At 64.2% G+C, this 17,680-nt stretch carries 15 protein-coding genes; 7 read left to right on the top strand and 8 right to left on the bottom strand.

Features of this window, described 5'->3' with window-relative positions; translation table 11 throughout:
• Positions 1–99: 99 nt before the first annotated feature.
• From LDN85_RS06380 to glyA, 5 genes are all read right to left on the bottom strand, one after another.
• The gene (locus LDN85_RS06380) at positions 100–420 is read right to left on the bottom strand and encodes an SHOCT domain-containing protein (RefSeq protein WP_051420884.1); all 321 of its coding nucleotides are present in this window, start codon (positions 418–420) and stop codon (positions 100–102) included.
• A gap of 150 nt (positions 421–570) precedes the next feature.
• Positions 571–1,236, bottom strand: a complete 666-nt coding sequence (locus LDN85_RS06375) for a response regulator transcription factor (RefSeq protein ID WP_091550844.1) — start codon at positions 1,234–1,236, stop codon at positions 571–573.
• Positions 1,233–2,309, bottom strand: coding sequence for a histidine kinase (locus LDN85_RS06370; RefSeq protein ID WP_223944918.1), 1,077 nt, complete (start codon positions 2,307–2,309; stop codon positions 1,233–1,235). Before LDN85_RS06370 ends, LDN85_RS06375 begins: the two co-directional genes overlap by 4 nt.
• Before the next feature lie 353 nt (positions 2,310–2,662).
• Positions 2,663–3,556 (bottom strand): bifunctional methylenetetrahydrofolate dehydrogenase/methenyltetrahydrofolate cyclohydrolase, encoded by an 894-nt coding sequence (locus LDN85_RS06365; RefSeq protein WP_026542876.1) that lies wholly within the window; start codon positions 3,554–3,556, stop codon positions 2,663–2,665.
• Between the two features lie 150 nt (positions 3,557–3,706).
• Entirely contained in the window at positions 3,707–5,002 is a 1,296-nt protein-coding gene (glyA, locus tag LDN85_RS06360; protein ID WP_026542877.1) for a serine hydroxymethyltransferase, read from the bottom strand.
• A 250-nt stretch (positions 5,003–5,252) separates the two neighbouring features.
• Here glyA and purU point away from each other — a divergent pair, with 250 nt between their 5' ends.
• The 3 genes from purU to LDN85_RS06345 are packed head-to-tail and all read left to right on the top strand — an operon-like array spanning position 5,253 to position 7,386.
• Positions 5,253–6,104, top strand: coding sequence for a formyltetrahydrofolate deformylase (gene purU / locus LDN85_RS06355; RefSeq protein WP_223944917.1), 852 nt, complete (start codon positions 5,253–5,255; stop codon positions 6,102–6,104).
• Positions 6,105–6,125: 21 nt separating this feature from the next.
• Positions 6,126–6,839: a class I SAM-dependent methyltransferase gene (locus LDN85_RS06350; protein ID WP_223944916.1), complete on the top strand. Its 714-nt coding sequence runs from the start codon at positions 6,126–6,128 to the stop codon at positions 6,837–6,839.
• A 25-nt stretch (positions 6,840–6,864) separates the two neighbouring features.
• A complete protein-coding gene (locus LDN85_RS06345) occupies positions 6,865–7,386 on the top strand; it encodes a gamma carbonic anhydrase family protein (RefSeq protein WP_223944915.1) in 522 nt (173 codons plus the stop codon).
• A gap of 74 nt (positions 7,387–7,460) precedes the next feature.
• On the opposite strand, the gene LDN85_RS06340 is transcribed toward LDN85_RS06345, so the two are convergent.
• Together LDN85_RS06340 and LDN85_RS06335 are read right to left on the bottom strand one after the other, a co-directional pair.
• On the bottom strand, positions 7,461–9,164 hold the full coding sequence (locus tag LDN85_RS06340; RefSeq protein ID WP_026542881.1) for an NAD(P)/FAD-dependent oxidoreductase: 1,704 nt from the start codon (positions 9,162–9,164) through the stop codon (positions 7,461–7,463).
• Positions 9,161–10,591: an amino acid permease gene (locus LDN85_RS06335; RefSeq protein ID WP_223945433.1), complete on the bottom strand. Its 1,431-nt coding sequence runs from the start codon at positions 10,589–10,591 to the stop codon at positions 9,161–9,163. Before LDN85_RS06335 ends, LDN85_RS06340 begins: the two co-directional genes overlap by 4 nt.
• Before the next feature lie 194 nt (positions 10,592–10,785).
• Between LDN85_RS06335 and alr the strand changes: the two genes are divergently transcribed.
• On the top strand, positions 10,786–12,033 hold the full coding sequence (alr, locus tag LDN85_RS06330; RefSeq protein ID WP_223944914.1) for an alanine racemase: 1,248 nt from the start codon (positions 10,786–10,788) through the stop codon (positions 12,031–12,033).
• The gene (locus LDN85_RS06325) at positions 12,023–13,633 is read left to right on the top strand and encodes a PucR family transcriptional regulator (protein ID WP_026547527.1); all 1,611 of its coding nucleotides are present in this window, start codon (positions 12,023–12,025) and stop codon (positions 13,631–13,633) included. The genes alr and LDN85_RS06325 overlap by 11 nt, the downstream gene beginning before the upstream one ends.
• On the opposite strand, the gene LDN85_RS06320 is transcribed toward LDN85_RS06325, so the two are convergent.
• A complete protein-coding gene (locus LDN85_RS06320; RefSeq protein WP_223944913.1) occupies positions 13,630–14,472 on the bottom strand; it encodes a carbon-nitrogen hydrolase family protein in 843 nt (280 codons plus the stop codon). The two genes, LDN85_RS06325 and LDN85_RS06320, sit on opposite strands and share 4 nt — an antisense overlap.
• 311 nt (positions 14,473–14,783) lie before the next feature.
• On the opposite strand from LDN85_RS06320, the gene LDN85_RS06315 reads away from it, so the two are divergent.
• Positions 14,784–15,974 (top strand): ROK family transcriptional regulator, encoded by a 1,191-nt coding sequence (locus LDN85_RS06315; protein WP_026542886.1) that lies wholly within the window; start codon positions 14,784–14,786, stop codon positions 15,972–15,974.
• A 129-nt stretch (positions 15,975–16,103) separates the two neighbouring features.
• Positions 16,104–17,660: a multiple monosaccharide ABC transporter ATP-binding protein gene (mmsA, locus tag LDN85_RS06310; protein ID WP_026542887.1), complete on the top strand. Its 1,557-nt coding sequence runs from the start codon at positions 16,104–16,106 to the stop codon at positions 17,658–17,660.
• Positions 17,661–17,680 lie beyond the last annotated feature (20 nt).

Genomic DNA, 17,680 nt, shown 5'->3' with positions numbered 1-17,680 from the left:
TCATTGTGCACCCTCAGCAGACTAGTAGCGCCCACCGATATGTGAAAGGGCTCTTGCAGATATTCCTGCATGAGCCCTCTCGATTCCGTGGAGTTCCGGTCAACTGCCCGGCTGCGAGCGCAGGACCTCCAACCGCTGCCTGAACTCGGTTTCGTCAATTTCTCCGCGGGCATACCGCTCACGGAGTACGCCCTCTGCCCCTTGCGTTGCGGCCCAGTGATGGTTCCTCCGCCACGTCCTCCGGGCGAGGAAAATGAACAGGCCGATCACAAGAATCCAGAACAGCGGGAACAACAGGAAGAACGGCCACGCTACGCCGTCTCCCCACGGCCCGTGCATTGCGACGGCGGCCGGTACCTGTGCCAGTGTGCTCCCGGATGTTGTGGTCGCCCCGATGATGGAAGTCAATGCGGTGAACATGTCGATGATCCAAACTCTCTCCGCCGGTGCCGGCGCGAACCGTCTTTCGGCTCTGGTTCGAGTCTGCCGATCGGCGGGCGGCGTGGCGTCCGCCGTCGGGAGTCACCTTGGGAGGCCCCGCTACTCCCGGTGGAGTCGCCTGTGAAGGGATCAGCTGCTCCAGCCGGGCTTCACCAAACCCGACTCGTAGGCGAGGACTACCAATTGCGAGCGGTCGCGGACCATCAGCTTGGTCATGATGCGCGAAACGTGGGTCTTGGCGGTCAGTGGTGTGATGAAGAGCCGCTGGGCGATCTCGGCGTTGTTCAGGCCCTCTCCCACCAACGCCAGGACTTCGCGCTCACGTTCGGTCACCTGTTCCAGCGGGATGACCTTCGCCGCAGCCCGGCTTTGCGAGGCAAGCTGGGCCATGATGCGCCGCGTCACCGAGGGCGAGAGCAGTGCGTCTCCGTCGTGGACTACCCGGACAGCCCGGATGAGCTCGGCCGGCTCGGTGTCCTTCACCAGGAACCCTGCCGCGCCGGACCGGACGGCCTCGGCTATGTACTCATCGAGTTCGAAAGTGGTGAGGATGATGATGCGGGTACCGGCCAGCTCAGGGTCGCTGAGGATTTCCCGGCCTGCGGCAAGTCCGTCCTGGTCCGGCATGCGGATGTCCATGAGGATGACGTCCGGTTTGTCGCGGGCAGCCAAGCGGACAGCCTCGCGACCCGTCCCCGCCTCAGCCACAACTTCCATGTCCGGCTCGGCGTCCAGGAGTGCGCGGAAGCCCGCCCGAATGAGTGTTTGGTCATCGGCGAGAAGGATGCGGATCACGGCGTGTTTCCTTCCGGTTCAGTCGGCAAGCCGGCGTGGACTCGAAGGCCCGGGTCCAGTTCATGGAGGGTGAGCGTACCGCCCAAGGCCGACGCCCTCTCCCGCATCCCCGTCAGGCCGTTGCCTGGGGCCGCGCCGCGCATGCCACCGCCGTCGTCGTCTATGGTCACGGTCAGCAGCCCGGCGGCTTCAAGGATACGCACGACGGCGGATTGGGCGCCTGAGTGCCTCCCGACGTTGGTGAGTGCTTCCTGGATGATCCGGTAGGCGGCTTCCTGCACGGCCGGGGTGATGGCGCCGTGGTCGGAGTTGTCCTCCAGTGTCACCTGCAGGCCGCCGAACCCGGCGTTTTTCACGAGCCCGGGGACTTTGGCCAGGCCGGGACGGGCTGCCGGTGTCAGCGGGACGTCCTCCCGCAGCACGCCCAGGAGTTGCCGGACCTCTGTGAGTGACTCCTTGCTGGCGGCCTTGATGGCTTCCAGGGCTGGCCTCAGCTTCCCGGGATCGTCGGCGCCAACATGCAGCGCCACCGATGCCTGAACGTTGATCATGGAGAGCGAATGGGCAACGACGTCGTGGATGTCCCTGGCCAGGGTGAGCCTGTATTCGTCGCGCTCGGCCTTTTGTGCTTCCTCGCGGCGCCTGCGGAATTCGGCCAAGCGTTCGCTCCGGCGCCGGAAACCCTGCCCGATCAGCACAAGGATCGCAGCCCACGCCACGCCTGCGGAGGCCCGCACCGGCCAGTTGGGGTCCCCCGAGAGGAGGGCAGCAGTGATCACCGCGGCCGCAGCGATCCCGGCCCCCGTCCACGCTTGCCAGCGCAGGCCTGCCGCTGCCGTCAGCACGATCCCCAGCGCCAGGGACAACACCACCGGTCCCCACGCATAGCCCAATGCCAGGTAGGTCCCTGTTGCCAGGAGAGCGACCGGGAGCATCACCTGCGGGGCACGCCTGCGGAAGGCCAACCCTGCCGGTCCAGCCAGGAGCAGGAGGATTGCCAGGGCGTCCAGTGACCGGGGCGCTTCCTGGCGGCTGGCGGAAAACAACGTCCCCACCACTTGGATCACTGCCACAGTGATGACGATAAAGCTCGTGGGCGGGCCGGCGAATCGGCGCTGGCCCGGAAATGGCACGGACCCCGAACGCCGTGGGGACCCCGAACGCCGTGGGGACCCCGCGGGTCTGGACTCCTGTGGCCCGGACTCAGGGGGCCTGGGCTCTGGGAATCGGGGCTGCATACACAGAGCCTAGCTGTGCTCCACGGGTGAGTCGTCGGGCTAAAGGAGCAGCCCGCCTACTCCCGGAGGAGTACGCGGGCTGCGGAGCATGCGGGGCCGTTTCGGGGGTTCCCTGCAAAAGATGCCGTGCGCACGGCATCTCCTGCAACTTGGCCCCGAAACGGGCTTCGCATGAGCTCGGGGGAAACCTAGGCGATGCCTGCCTGGCGTTCAGCACTCTCCACGACGTTCGCGAGCAGCATGGCCCGGGTCATCGGACCCACGCCGCCCGGGTTCGGAGACAGCCAGGCGGCGACGTCGGCAGCTGCCGGGTCCACATCTCCGGTGACAACTGCCTTGCCGTTGCCGTCGTCCACGCGGCTGACACCGACGTCGAGCACTATGGCGCCCGGCTTGAGGTCTTGGGCCTTGATCATGTGCGGCACACCGGCAGCGGCGATCACGACGTCGGCCTGCCTGAGTTCCGCCGGCAGGTCCACCGTTCCGGTGTGGGCAAGGATGACCGTGGCGTTGACTTCCTTGCGGGTCAGCAGCAGTCCGATGGGGCGGCCGATGGTGACGCCGCGGCCGACCACCAGGACACGCTTGCCCTTGAGCTCAATGTTGTGGCGGCGGAGCAACTCCACACAGCCCTTGGGCGTGCAGGGCAACGGGGACTTCATCTCGCCGTTGACGTTGGCCACCAGGCGGCCAAGGTTCATGGGGTGCAGGCCGTCGGCATCCTTGTCAGGATCCATGGCTTCGAGGATGACGTCCTGGTCGATGTGCTTGGGCAACGGAAGCTGGACGATGTAGCCGGTGCACTCAGGGTTGTTGTTGAGCTCGCGGACAACCTCCAGGAGGTCTTCCTGGCTGATGTCTTCGGGGAGGTCGCGGCGGATGGACTGGATGCCAACCTCTGCGCAGTCCTTGTGCTTGCCGCCGACGTACCAGGTGCTGCCGGGGTCCGAGCCCACCAGGATGGTGCCCAGGCCCGGGACGATTCCCTTGGCGGCGAGGACGGAAACGCGAGTGGTCAGTTCTGCCTTGATGGCTGCGGCGGTGGCCTTGCCGTCAAGGATCTGTGCGGTGGACTGTGTCATTCCATCTGCTCTTTCTGGTGGGTGACCTGTGTGGAGAAGTCTCTTAGGAGGCTCATGCCAACGGGACCCGCCGCCGTAGGTGTGGCGGCGGATCCCGTTGGCTCCGGGTCAGAGCCCGGGTGGTGCTTGTCTATCCGTGGAAAATGCGGATTACCACTGCTCGTGCTGCGGGTACAGCGGGAAGTCAGCGGCCAGCTTGTCAACGCGTGCCTGGAGGGCTTCCACGTCCGTAGCCGAACCAGCCTTCAGCGCGGCGGCGATGATCTCGGCAACCTCGGTGAACTCGGCAGCACCGAATCCGCGGGTAGCCAGGGCAGGGGTACCAATGCGGAGGCCGGAGGTCACCATCGGCGGGCGGGGGTCGAACGGAACAGAGTTGCGGTTCACGGTGATGCCCACCGAATGCAGGAGGTCCTCGGCCTGCTGGCCGTCCAGCTGGGAGTTGCGGAGGTCAACCAGCACCAGGTGAACGTCGGTGCCGCCGGTGAGGACCGAGACGCCGGCTTCGGCGACGTCGGACTGGTTCAGGCGGTCGGCGATGATCTTGGCACCCTCGAGCACGCGCTCCTGGCGTTCCTTGAACTCCTCGCCGCCGGCGATCTTGAAGGCAACGGCCTTCGCGGCGATCACATGCATGAGCGGACCGCCCTGCTGGCCGGGGAAGACGCTGGAGTTGAGCTTCTTGGCCCACTCCTGCTTGCCCAGGATCACACCGGAACGGGGGCCGGCCAGGGTCTTGTGGACCGTGGAGGTGACGACGTCGGAGTACGGCACCGGGCTGGGGTGCAATCCTGCTGCAACCAGGCCCGCGAAGTGCGCCATGTCCGTCCAGAGGAGTGCGCCAACTTCATCGGCGATCGAGCGGAAGGCAGCGAAGTCGAGGTGGCGCGGGTAAGCGGACCAGCCGGCGATGATGACCTGCGGCTTCTCGGCAATGGCCTGCTCGCGCAGCTTGTCCATGTCGATGCGGAAGTTCTCTTCTTCAACCTGGTAAGCAGCTACGTTGTAGAGCTTGCCGGAGAAGTTCAGCTTCATGCCGTGGGTCAGGTGCCCACCGTGTGCCAGGGACAGGCCAAGGATCTTGTCGCCCGGGGTGATCATGGCGGAGAGCGCAGCAGCGTTTGCCTGTGCGCCGGAGTGCGGCTGGACGTTGGCGTACTCGGCGCCGAACAGTTCCTTGACGCGGTCGATGGCGAGCTGCTCAGCGACGTCGACGTATTCACAACCACCGTAGTAGCGGCGACCCGGGTAGCCCTCGGCGTACTTGTTGGTCAGGACGGAGCCCTGGGCTTCCATGACGGCGCGGGGGGCGAAGTTTTCGGAGGCGATCATTTCCAGGGTGCCGCGCTGGCGGCCAAGTTCCTGGTTGAGGACAGCTGCGATCTCAGGATCGAGATCAGCGAGCGACTGGTTGCTGACAGACGCGGAAGTGGTTGAGGTAGTCACGGAGATCTCCTGGCTAGGCAACGGGTGGTGCTACAGGTCAGGCTACCGGCAGCAGCATTCCCGCGTCCCCTTGGTTACGGCCGTTTGATGCGGCAGGGAGCGGTCACGTGCGTGCAGCGGTAAGACATGACCCTCGGCCCAGGCGTACGATCCGTGGTCTTCATGATTGCCGCTCCCTGGTGGTAGTCCACCCAACGCCAGTTGCGACCCGTTAACAGTACAACAACGTGGCACAGGTAGGCTTGATCGTGTGACTGACTCCACCGCTTTCGTTATTACACTCTCCTGCCCCGACCGCCCCGGCATTGTCCATGCGGTAGCCGGAGCCCTCCTGGGGTCCGGCTGCAATATCGCCGACTCCCAGCAGTACGGAAGCCCCAGCACAGGCAACTTTTTCATGCGGGTGGAGGCTACGACGTCGTCCACCCAGGAGGAGCTGACCGCAGCGCTCCGGCCCGTGGCCGAATCCTTCGGCATGACCTGGAAGATCAACCCGGTTGGCGAAAAGGTGCGCACCATCATCCTGTGTTCCAAGGATGCGCACTGCCTCAACGACCTCTTGTTCCAGCAGCGCACCGGCACCTTGCCTATCGAGGTTCCCGCCATTGTGTCCAACCACCGTGACCTGGAGTCGTTGGCGGAGTTCTACGGCATCCCGTTCCACCACATCCCCGTGACGCCGGACACCAAGCCGCAGGCCGAGGCACAACTGCTGAATCTGATCGCCGAACACGACGTGGAACTGACCGTCCTGGCACGCTACATGCAGGTCCTCTCCAACGATCTGTGCACGGAGTTGAACGGCAAGGCCATCAACATCCACCACTCGTTCCTCCCCTCCTTCAAGGGCGCCAAGCCGTACCACCAGGCGCACGCCCGCGGTGTGAAGATCATCGGCGCCACCGCCCACTACGTGACGGCAGACCTCGACGAGGGCCCGATCATCGAGCAGGAAGTCATTCGCGTTGACCACGCGCGAACCGCTGCCCAGTTCGTCCAGATGGGCCGCGACGTCGAAGGCCGCACGCTGGCCCAGGCTGTCCAGTGGCACGCCGAACACCGGGTACTCCTCGATGGCACCCGCACCGTAGTGTTCAACTAGCACTGCTCCTATGCTGAGGGTATGCGGGGCATTCCTCACGCCGAGCACGAGGCTGATTTGGCGGTCTACTACGACCGTCAGGCACCTGTCCGGAACACCCGCGCGCTCACGCCACACCGTGTCGAGTGCAGAGAATGGTTCATCGGGCTCCTGAAATCCGAGCACCGTCACTCGTTGTTCGAATTGGGGTGCGGCACGGGCATTGAGGGCCTGGAGTTTGTCCGCGCCGGATTGCACTACACCGGGGTGGACCTGTCCTCTGAGAGCGTCCACTTGGCACGCTCGGCCGGATTGGAAGCTTCGGTTGCCAGCGGCCGCGGCCTGCCGTTTCCGGATGCTGTCTTCTCAGCCTCATGGACCATGAGCACCCTGCTCCACGTTCCCAACAGCGGAATTCACGACGTCGTCAGCGAACTTGTGCGGGTCACCGCACCAGGTGCGCCAATCGCCGTCGGGCTCTGGTCAGGTGCGGATGATGAGGTCCTGAACCCGGAAGACCTGGAGGAACCGCGGCGTTTCTTCAGTCGCCGTAGCGATGACACCGTGCTCAGGATTTTCGACGAGCATGGCTCGGTTGAGCATTTCCGGACGTGGCCTGAGGGTGTGGGCGCGGAGTCCGGGCCGGGCGCGGGCAACTGGGTACAGCACTACCAATTCCTGGTCCTCCGCACCCTGGCCCCCAACCAGGTAACAGCAAACGTCCCACTGACGGCCCATAGCGACGTTTGCTGTTAGCCAGTTGGGAAATAAGCTGGGCACCATGGCTCCCTCTTACACTTTTGCCGGGGACACCCCGGCCATCCATGAATCCGCCTTCGTTGCGCCCACGGCTTCCATCATCGGCAAGGCCACGTTGGCCCAGGACTCCAGCGCCTTCTACGGCGTCTCCGTCCGCGCGGACACAGCTGCGATCAGCGTCGGCGCAGGCTCCAACCTCCAGGACAACGTGGTCCTCCACGCCGACCCCGGCTTCCCCTGCACGGTCGGCGAGCGCGTCTCGGTGGGGCACAGCGCCGTAGTCCACGGCTGCACTGTGGAGGACAACTGCCTGATCGGCATGAGCGCAACCATCCTCAACGGCGCAGTGATCGGCACGGGCTCGCTCATTGCCGCCGGCGCCGTGGTGTTGGAGGGCACGGTCATTCCCCCGCGCTCCTTGGTGGCCGGCGTACCTGCCAAGGTCCGCCGGGAACTCACCGATGAAGAGTTCGAGGGCGTGAAGCACAACGCCGCGCACTACAAGGAACTCGCGGCGGCGCACCGGGACATGCACGCCTCTTAACGCGTAATGCGAGGCCCGCCCTGCATCCTAACTTGGGGGTTTAGGGTGCAGAGCGGGCCTCGCAACGTATAGAACTAGTCCAGGGAAATCGGGCCGAGCTCGTCCAGGAGGTCGCCCGGTCCGGGGTTTGAGGCAACTGAAGAACCACCCAGGTGGTTCACCACGCCCCACACAGCATTCAGGCCGGTGGTCACGGCGCCCTCGGCCCAGCCGGCGGTGAAGGACACGTCATCGCCGGCGAGGAAAATCCCGCGCTGGTACTCCGGCAGCTGGTCCTGCTTGAAGTGCGTGAACAGACGCTGCTGGTAGCGGTAGTGACCGGGCAGGTTTGCCTTGAAGGCACCCATGAAGTTGGGGTCGGCCTCCCAGGAAACGGTGATCGGCTGCCCGATGATGTGGCTCGCGATGTCCACGCCGGGATAGATCTGTTCCAGGGAGTGCAGCATGAGCTTCACCCGCTCCTCGGCGGTCAGCGCCAGCCATTTCAAGGCGTCGTCGTTCCATGTGTAGGACAGGAGCATCACGGCGGGCTTGTCCGGGCCGTCGTCGAGCAAGTACGTGGCCCGGTTGAGGCGGTCGGTGAGCGTCATGGACAGGACCTCGCGCCCGGTCTCCGGGTCGATGTCCTTCCAGAACGGCCGGTCCACCATCACGAACGTCTTGGACGACTGCATGTAGTGCGAGCGCTCGATCGCGGTCCACAATTCTGCCGGGAACAGCGCTTCCTCGGTGTGGATACGGGTGGACAGCAGCCAGGACTGGCAGGTGGTCACCACGGCCTGGTAGGTGGCTTCGCGTCCCCAGTTTTCGCGGACCAGGAGGTCGCCGTTCTCCGCGCGGCGGATGTTGTCCACGGCGCCCCGCGGCGAACCGCTGTGGAGCGATGACAGCGAGGTGCCTTCGGGCCAGTAAGCAAGGTTCGACGGCGCGTGCTGCCACAGTGCCTCGGGCAGCCTTTGCGCTCCTCCCGCAATGGAGCGGTGCTGGTCATCGGCGTCCGTGTAGACAACCCGCAGGATTTCGAGGATGGAGTTGGGGAAGTCAGTATCCCAACCGCCCGTGCCGAAGCCCACTTGGCCGAACGCTTCACGGTGCGCGAAGCCGGCTTCCTTGAAGGACTTGCTGGCGGCGATGAAGCCGTAGAAGGTCTGCTCATCGAGTTCCGGGAGGAGCGCGTTCCAGAGTTCCTTGATCCGCTTGGTGTCGCGGGCCTTGATGGCTTCCTGCATCTGGGCGAAGGCCGCGCCATCGTTGACTGCAGCCTTCCAGGCGTCGGCCACTTCGAGGAAGAACTCCGGAAGTTCATCCGCCGTGGTGGCGTAGTGCTTCTTACCGGCGAGTTCGATGACCGTGGAGGACGTGGCGGGGGCCATGGGGTTGGGGAACTCGTTGGTATCCAGGCCCAGCAGATCCACGTAGTGGTAGAACGCCTTGCCGGAGACGGGGAATCGCATGCCGCCAAGATCTGCCACCACGCCGGGAGCCGAGGGGAAGCTGGCGGTCCGGAGGCGTCCACCGATCTGGTCGGCCTCGTAGATCACGGGCTTGAGGCCAAGCTTCATCAATTCGTAAGCGGTGACGAGCCCGGACAGGCCGGCACCGATGATGGCCACTTCTGTACCGTAGAGCTCCTCGGGAACGGAGCCCAGTCCGTCGGGGTGGGCCAGGTAGTGGTCATAGCTGAAGGGGAAGTCCGGGTTCAGCATGGTGATGGGGGCACCCGTTGCGTCAGGGGCTCCGGGTTCCTCGATCAGGGGGAGTTCTGTGGCGATGGTCATGACTTTGCTGCTTTCACAGATTCCGGGCCCACGGCCCTGGTGGTCAGTTCACGATAGTCCTGCTCGCTGAGCGCGGCTACCTTGGAGTTCCGGCGTCCATAGCCGAAGTAGATGGCGATGCCCACCAGCATCCAAACACCGAAGGTGATCCAGGTGTCGGCGCCCAGGTTGAGCATCAGGTAGGCACACATCAGCGTGCCCAGAATGGGAGTGATCGGGTACAACGGGACCTTGAAGCTCCGTTCAAGATCGGGACGGTTGCGTCGCAGGTAGATGACTGCGACGTTGACCAGTGCGAAGGCGAAGAGTGTGCCGATGCTGGTGGCGTCAGCCAACGCACCCAGCGGGACCAGGCCGGCGGTGAGGGCGACGGCGGTTCCGATGATCAGCGTGCCGGCAACCGGAGTGCCGGTGCGTCGTGAGACCCGTCCAAAGACCTTGGGCATCATCCCGTCCCGGGACATGGAGAGCATGATGCGGGTCTGGCCGTAGAGCACGGTCAGCACGATGCTGGCGATGGCCAGCACAGCCCCGATGGAGAAGACCAGAGCAACCCAGGGCTGGCCGGTGAGCTCATGCAGGATCTGGACCAGGGCAGCTTCTGTCCCGTCGAACCAGTCCCAGGGGCGGGCACCAATGGCTGCCACGGCAACCAGGACATAGATGGTGGTCACGATCACCATGGAGAGCATGATGGCTCGAGGCAGATCGCGCTTGGGGTTCCTGGCTTCCTCGCCGGCTGTGGAGGCGGCGTCAAAACCGATGTAGGAGAAGAAAACACTGGACGCTGCTGCGGAAACGCCGGCCGCGCCCATGGGCAGCAGCGGCTCGAAGTTTCCTGCGTTGAAGGCAGTGAATGCCACGGCGCAGAAGAAGATCAGGATGCCTACCTTGACCATAACGATCGCCGTGTTGATCCAGGCGCTCTCCCGGGCACCCCTGACCAGCAGGACCATGGCCAGGATCACGATCACCATGGCAGGGACGTTCACCAAGCCGCCGTCACCTGGCGGCTGGCTGATGGCATCGGGAAGGAACTGGCCGAAAGCGGCCAGGGTCTCATTGACATACTGCCCCGCGCCGACGGCGACTGCTGCCACGGAAACGGCGTATTCGAGCACAAGGCACCAGCCGCAGATCCATGCCATGCCCTCGCCCATGGTGGCGTAGGAATAGGAGTAGGAGGAGCCGGCCACCGGAACAAGGCCGGCCATTTCGGCGTAGGACACGGCGGAGAGCAGCGCAGCCAAACCTGCGATCACAAAGGAGATCCAGATGGCGGGGCCCGCCAGGGGCACGGATTCGCCGAGGATCACCAGGATGCCGGTGCCCAGCGTGGCGCCGACGCTGATCATGGTCAGTTGGAGGACGCCGAAGCTGCGGACCAGCGGCGTACCGCCCTCACTGCTTCCTGCTTCGCTGACCATCTGGCCAATCGGCTTGCGGCGCAGCAGCTGAGCTCCCAGGCTCGGCCTCGTGGCGCTCACCGCCGTTGTATTTTCGGTGTTCACAGGCACGGTCACCCTTGACGTCCCTTCAAAGTAGTTTCGATTTCCCCTCCACAAGACTGGCATGTGAGCCACCTCTCACCATGGTGCAAAATGACCTATAGTGATCAACCATGAGACGTAATGCACACTATCAAGGAGCCGCTTCAGCGGCCCTCTCGGGACAGGTCACCGTGGACCTGTCCGCGATTTCAGACAACATCAAAGCCTTGAAGGCACGCACCGCAGCGCCGCATTTCATGGCCGTCGTCAAAGGCAACGCCTATGGCCATGGACTCATCGATGTAGCCCGCACCGCTGTTGCCGCGGGGGCCGACTGGCTCGGAACTGCCCAGCTCAGCGAGGCCATCGCCCTCCGCAAAGCCGGCATCACCACCCCCATCCTTTCGTGGCTGTATCTGGCATCCCAGACGAGTTCGGCCATCCTTGAGGCGCTGGAAAACGACATCGATGTTTCCCTCGGAAGCGTCAGCCAACTTGAGGTTCTGGCAGGCATCGCACAGCGGGTGGGCCGGCCCGCCGTCGTGCATCTTGAACTGGACAGCGGCCTGAGCCGCGGAGGAGCGCGGAAGGAAGACTGGGCAGAACTTGTGAGGCAGGCACGCCTGGCCGAACTGGATGGCACGCTCCGCGTCCGGGGGCTCTGGACCCACCTGGCCTGGGCCGACGTTCCTGCCCACCCGGGCAACGCCACCGCCGTGGCCGAGTTTGAGGACGCTGTACGGGAGGCCCGGGAAGCGGGCCTGAATCCCGAACTCCGCCATGTTTCCAGCTCCGCCAATATCCTTGACCGGCCCGAATTCCACTTCGACATGGTTCGGGCAGGACTGGCCATCTACGGCCTGGCACCGGCGGACCACCTTAACCCGGCTGACTTTGGACTGCGCCCGGCACTGAGTGTGACGGCACCGCTGGTCATGGTCAAAAAAGTTCCGGCAGGCACCGGCGTCAGCTACGAACACCAAGCCATCACCTACGAACCGCGCTACCTCGGACTCATTCCACTCGGCTACGCGGACGGCATCCCCAAAGGCATCAGCGGGCGGTCAGTAGTGAACATTGCCGGCCGCAGCGTCCCGGTGATCGGCAAGGTATGCATGGACCAGTTCATGGTGGACCTGGGTCCTGATGCCTCAGGGATCAACGTCGGGGACACAGCAGTACTGTTCGGCGACCCGGCCAGCGGGGCGGCGAGCGCCGACGATTGGGGCGCCGCGATCGGCAGCCACGGCGACGAAATCATCAACAGGATCGCCCCGCGCCTTCCGCGTGCCTACGCAATCGGTGCCGACCAGAACGCCGCCTACCAGTGCCCGGACTACCAGGAGCCGGCCGACGCCGGGCAGGGCAATGTCGCCTGAGCCCGCCACCGCCCGCCTGAGTTTCGTCACGCTCGAACAGTTTGTTGAGCAGCTGCCGCCGGAGTTGAGAATGCTTCACGACGGCGGCAGCGGCTCCTCGCTGCTGCGGTGGGTTGAACCGAGCGAGCTGGAGGACCCCACCCCGTACCTGCCCGAGGGTGAGTTCCTGTTGACCGCCGGGCTGCCCTTCCTGGGGAAGGGAGGCTCGGCGGCAAAGGTGGATGCCTATGTCCAGCGGCTGGTCGGCGCCAAGGTGGCGGCGCTCGGGTTCGGCATCAGGCCCTATTTCGACGCCGTGCCTGATGCTTTGCTCGGCGCCTGCCGGAAGTATGGCCTGACCTTGTTCGAGGTACCGGAGTCCGTTCCGTTCGCCGCCATTGGACTGGAGTTTTCCCAGCTCCTGGAGACCGACAACGCGAGGGTCTTCCGGCAACTGGCAGAGACCAACCGCCAACTCATGCGCGCGGTCCTCTCCCCCAGGCCTGAACACGAGCTCCTGGCAGCACTGGTTCAGCGGGTACCTGTATGGGCCGTCCTGGTGGGTGCGGACGGGCGGGTCCGGGCGCGCGGGCACAGTGCCGGCGGCAGCACCGGCGTCGAGCATTCCTTGTTGGCGCCGATGCTGGAGCGGCTGCTGTCCGGCAGCGGTCCGCGCGTGGAGATGGACGGCTTTGAGCAGGCTGGCTCGTCCTTGGTGGTTGGGCATCCGCTCCGCAGTACCAAGGACGCGAACCTTGGCGCGCTCATCCTTGGCTCGGATACTCCTTTGACGCCTGCCCAGAACAACGTGGTGCAGTCGGCCGTGGGACTGTTGGAACTGTTGGTGCGCCAGAGAACCAGCGGCTCGCTGGCTCCCAGCCAACTGGCAACAGCGGTGCTGCTTCATCCGGATTCGCTGGCCTCCGGCTCAACCAAACAGCTCAATGGGCTCAAGGACCTGCTGGCCCAGAGCTTGTCCTCCACCAGGTCCGGGCAGATGCGCGTGGTTCAGGGCATCAGGGTGGAAGGCGCAGCCGACGACGGTCCGGTCCGTGAACTGCTGCAATGGCGGAGGCTGTTCGACACCAAACTGGTGGAGATCACCGAGTACGGATTCGCGGCGATAACCCGGCTGAAGGTGGACGACGCTTTGCTGGCCGACATCGAGAAACTGGGATGGCGCCTGGTGGTAGGCGAACCCACCGAGCTGACGGGCCTGACCGCTGCCTACCAACGGGCCACGTCACTGCGGAGCCGGGTCATGACTACCGGCAAGAGCGCGCGCGTGGACGAGGTGACGTGGTCAGTTGCCGGGCTTCTGGGACGCGAAGCCGGAACCATGCTTGCCGGGCGGCTCCTTGGACCGGTGTTGTCGCTGGAGGCGGACCGGCGCGATCCGTTGCTGGCCGTCCTGCGCGGTTGGCTTAGCGAAAACGGCAGCTGGGACGGTTCGGCCAAACTCCTTGGGCTCCACCGGAACAGTGTCCGCCGGCAGATCGGGGTCCTGGGCGAACTGCTGGACATGGACCTCAACCAGGCACAGGTGCGGGCCGAGCTGTGGTTCGCGCTCCAGTATGTGGAGGAGTTGATGCAGGCAGGGGCAGACGGGATGGTCGCCTAGCTGCGCTGGTCCCATTTCCCGTAGAGTTCCGGCCGGCGTTCGCGCAGGTACGGGACTTCCTCCCGCGCCGCTTTCACCGTGTCCGTGCCGACCTCCGCGAACAGCAACGTTGGGGAATCCCCCGCCGCGGCAAGCAACGATCCGTCCGGCCCGGCAACCACGCTGCCGCCCAGGAAGTTGTACACATCCTCGTGCCCGGTGTGGTTGGCATAGGCCACGTTCAGCTGGCTTTCCAAAGCGCGGGCACGGATCAGGACCTGCGGCACGTTGTCGAACCCGGCCGACAGGGCCGTGGGAACGAGCAGCAGTTCAGCGCCGCGGGTTGCTGCTGCCCGCACGGCCTCCGGGAATTCGACGTCGTAGCAGATCAGCATGGACGTCCGGATTCCGTTGAAATCCACGACGGCGGGAGGTTCTTGGGCGGCGACGAATGCCTTGTGCTCCTCCGGACCGAAGAGGTGCACTTTTGCGTAATTGAGGACCTCGGCACCGGAGTCGTCCAGCAAAGTAGCCGTGATGTGCCAGCGGTTTGCAGCGGCAGCCGGCTGCGCGCCGTCGTCGTGCGCCGGCAGTTCCGCACTCTCTGCCGGAAGGCTGTAGACCAACCCGATCCCATGCGTCCGCGCGATCCCGGCCAGGCGTTCCCGGATGCCCGGAAGGGTTGCCGGGTCCAGCTCAGCGTGGAGGCGCAACGGCGCGTATCCAACAGGGAACAGCTCGGGGGTGAGCAGCAGGCCGGCGCCGGCCTGGGCTGCGCGCCGGGCGGCGTCGTCGATCGTTTTGAGGTTGGCGTCGACGTCCATGACGGAAGCATTCGCCTGCAGGACGGAGAGCAGCATCTTTACCACCTTGGTTTTCGCCTGGTACCGGCGCTCACGAGGATGCCGGACGTTTCTTGGTTCCAGACTAGGCCCGGCACGCCTGCCCAGGGTGGGGCATTTGGACCTACGCCTGACCAAAGTGGGACGCATTGCCCGCATCTCTGGCGTTGAGGGGGCCGCTCTGCAGGCAAATCCCCGCTCATAGCGTGCATAGCGGGCCCCGCAACGGGTACGTATCCCACGTTCTTGCGTTGGAGTATGTCGCGGAGAGTTGACTCCTTGTGTTCACTTCTTGACTACAACGTTGCTTGTGGGGCAATCTTCTTGTCATGCCCGCTACGCAGCGCTCAACGAAGAGCCATCCAAGAAAACCCGGCTCGCAGTCCGCGCTGCGCCATCTGAATCAGCAACGCATCATCGAGTGCCTGTTGAACGGCCCCTCCACGCAGGCCGAACTCTCACGCCAGACAGGGCTGTCCACGGCAACGATCTCCAACATCGTGAAAATCATGCAGGACGCCGGCCTCGTTTCCACCGAGCCCACCACCAGCTCCGGCCGCCGCGCAACCAATGTGCGGCTGAACAGCAACGGCGCGGTCGCCGTCGGAATCGACTTTGGACGCCGCCACCTCCGCGTGGTCCTGGCATCACTGGGCTACCACGTCATTGCCGAGGATTACATCGAATTACCGCTTGGACACCAGGCAGAAGAAGGCATCGCCGCTGCGGTCCCGCTGCTGGAAAAACTGCTCCGGGAGAACGGGATCGACCGCACAGCAGTCGTCGGCGCGGGTGCCGGTATTCCCGGCCCCATCGACCGCCGTTCGGGCACTGTTGCCCAAGGCGCCATCCTGCCGGAGTGGGTAGGCATCGATATCCTGCACCGGCTGGAAGAAGCGCTGAACTGCCCCGTCTTTGTTGACAACGACGCCAACCTCGGCGCGTTGTCGGAAGTGACGTGGGGGCCCCACAGCGGCGTCTCCAACCTGATGTTCCTCAAGATCGGCTCGGGTATCGGCGCCGGCCTGATCCTCAACGGTTTCCCCTACTACGGCAATGTAGGCATCACTGGGGAAATAGGACACGCCACCATCCATGAGCACGGCCTGGTGTGCCGGTGCGGGAACAGGGGTTGCCTCGAAACGATAGCCTCCACCACCACCATGATCGAGCTGCTGGGCCGCGGCCAGGAGAAACTCCTGACGCCGCAGGACATCGTCCGGAATTGCCTCGCCGGCGACTCGGCAACCCAGCGCGTAGTGGACGACGCCGGCCTGGCGGTGGGACGCGCTTTGGGCAACGTTTCCAACCTGATCAACCCTGAAGTGATTGTGGTGGGCGGCCCATTGGCCGGCCTCGGCGACCTCCTGCTGGACCCCATCCGCAGGGGCCTGGTACGGCACGCCGTACCTGTGGTGGGAGAAACAACCCACCTGGCAATGTCCTCGCTGGGGGCGCGGGCAGAAGCCCTTGGAGCTGCCGCTTTGGTGTTCCAACACGCCGGTATTACCGGTAGGTAACGAAATCGTTAGCTGGCTCTTGCGTTCAAGTCTTGACGACAAGGGCCGTGATCCAGTTTACTTTTTCATCAGACAGCTCCGCCATTGCGGAGCCGACAACGAAGTCATGCATTGGAGGCGTAAGGGCTGATGACATCCCTCGACACGCAAGGTGATCCCATCCTTTTGGAGATGCGCTCGATCACAAAGGAATTCCCGGGCGTGAAGGCCTTGTCGAACGTGAACCTGCGCGTGATGGCCGGTGAAATCCACGCCATCTGCGGCGAAAACGGCGCTGGCAAGTCCACGCTCATGAAGGTTCTTTCCGGCGTTTACGGCTACGGCAGCTACACGGGCGACATCGTGTACCAAGCCGAAACACAACAGTTCAAGGACATCCGCGCAAGCGAAGCGGCCGGCATCGTGATTATCCACCAGGAACTGGCGCTGATCCCGGAACTGTCCATCATGGAGAACATCTTCCTGGGCAATGAACCCACCAAATGGGGCGTGATCGACTGGGCAGAGGCCCGCAAGCGCTCTCTCGAACTCCTGGCCCGCGTCGGCCTCCGCGAGGATCCCGATACCCCCATCAAGGAAATAGGCGTCGGCAAGCAGCAGCTGGTCGAAATCGCCAAGGCGCTGAACAAGTCCGTGAAGCTCCTGATCCTGGATGAGCCCACTGCAGCACTGAACGAATCGGACTCCCAGCACCTCCTGGACCTGATCCTTGGCCTGAAGGGCCGGGGCATCACCTCGATCATCATTTCCCACAAGCTCAACGAGATCGAACAGATCGCCGACGAGATCACCATCATCCGTGACGGAAAGTCGATCGAGACCCTGAACGTCAAGCGGGACGGCGTGGACGAGGACCGCATCATCAAAGGCATGGTTGGCCGGACGCTTGAGTCCCGCTTCCCCGACCACGAGCCCAAGATCGGTGAGGTCTTCTTCGAGGTCAAGGACTGGACCGTGGGACACCCGCAGATCCAGGACCGCCTCATCTGCAAGGGCTCCAACTTCTACGTACGCCGCGGCGAGATCGTTGGCTTCGCAGGGCTCATGGGCGCCGGACGTACCGAGCTGGCCCGCTCCCTCTTTGGACACTCCTACGGCCGCTTCATCAAAGGCCAGGTGTACAAAGACGGCAAGCAGGTCAACCTCCGCAGCGTCAAGCAAGCGATCGACGCCGGGCTGGGCTATGTCACTGAGGACCGCAAGTCCCTGGGCCTGAACCTTCTGGATGACATCAAGTCCACCACGGTCTCGGCGGCACTGAACAAGATCAGCAACTACTCGGTGGTGGATACCCGCAAGGAGTTCTCCGTTGCCGAGGAGTACCGGAAATCGCTGCGGACCAAGGCCCCCTCGGTTGAGGAAGGCGTAGCCAAACTCTCCGGTGGCAACCAACAAAAAGTGGTGCTGGCCAAGTGGATGTTCACCGACCCGGACCTGCTGATCCTGGACGAACCCACCCGCGGTATCGACGTGGGTGCCAAGTACGAGATCTACGGCATCATCCAGAAGCTCGCCAACCAGGGCAAGGGAGTGATTGTCATTTCCTCGGAGCTTCCGGAGCTCCTGGGCCTGTCCGACCGTATCTACACCATCTTTGAGGGCGCCATCACCGGTGTCCTGGACAAGAACGAAGCAAGCCAGGAGAGCCTCATGAAGCTCATGACTTCCGCCCGTAAAACCGCCTGACCGTTGGCCCAGCCTCGCCC

Source organism: Arthrobacter sp. StoSoilB20 (genome assembly GCF_019977295.1).
Classification (GTDB): domain Bacteria; phylum Actinomycetota; class Actinomycetes; order Actinomycetales; family Micrococcaceae; genus Arthrobacter; species Arthrobacter nicotinovorans_A.
Note: the sequence above shows the minus strand (reverse complement) of the source record. Positions and strands in the feature narration are given on the sequence as shown.

Bases quoted from the DNA above. Each gene is read 5' to 3' on its own strand.
- LDN85_RS06325 (WP_026547527.1), top strand. From the start codon at position 12,023: ATGTCGCCTGAGCCCGCCACCGCCCGCCTGAGTTTCGTCACGCTCGAA.
- LDN85_RS06320 (WP_223944913.1), bottom strand. From the start codon at position 14,472: ATGCTGCTCTCCGTCCTGCAGGCGAATGCTTCCGTCATGGACGTCGAC.
- LDN85_RS06335 (WP_223945433.1), bottom strand. From the start codon at position 10,591: ATGGTCAGCGAAGCAGGAAGCAGTGAGGGCGGTACGCCGCTGGTCCGC.
- LDN85_RS06380 (WP_051420884.1), bottom strand. From the start codon at position 420: ATGTTCACCGCATTGACTTCCATCATCGGGGCGACCACAACATCCGGG.
- LDN85_RS06340 (WP_026542881.1), bottom strand. From the start codon at position 9,164: ATGACCATCGCCACAGAACTCCCCCTGATCGAGGAACCCGGAGCCCCT.
- alr (WP_223944914.1), top strand. From the start codon at position 10,786: ATGAGACGTAATGCACACTATCAAGGAGCCGCTTCAGCGGCCCTCTCG.
- LDN85_RS06350 (WP_223944916.1), top strand. From the start codon at position 6,126: ATGCGGGGCATTCCTCACGCCGAGCACGAGGCTGATTTGGCGGTCTAC.
- LDN85_RS06315 (WP_026542886.1), top strand. From the start codon at position 14,784: ATGCCCGCTACGCAGCGCTCAACGAAGAGCCATCCAAGAAAACCCGGC.
- mmsA (WP_026542887.1), top strand. From the start codon at position 16,104: ATGACATCCCTCGACACGCAAGGTGATCCCATCCTTTTGGAGATGCGC.
- LDN85_RS06365 (WP_026542876.1), bottom strand. From the start codon at position 3,556: ATGACACAGTCCACCGCACAGATCCTTGACGGCAAGGCCACCGCCGCA.
- LDN85_RS06345 (WP_223944915.1), top strand. From the start codon at position 6,865: ATGGCTCCCTCTTACACTTTTGCCGGGGACACCCCGGCCATCCATGAA.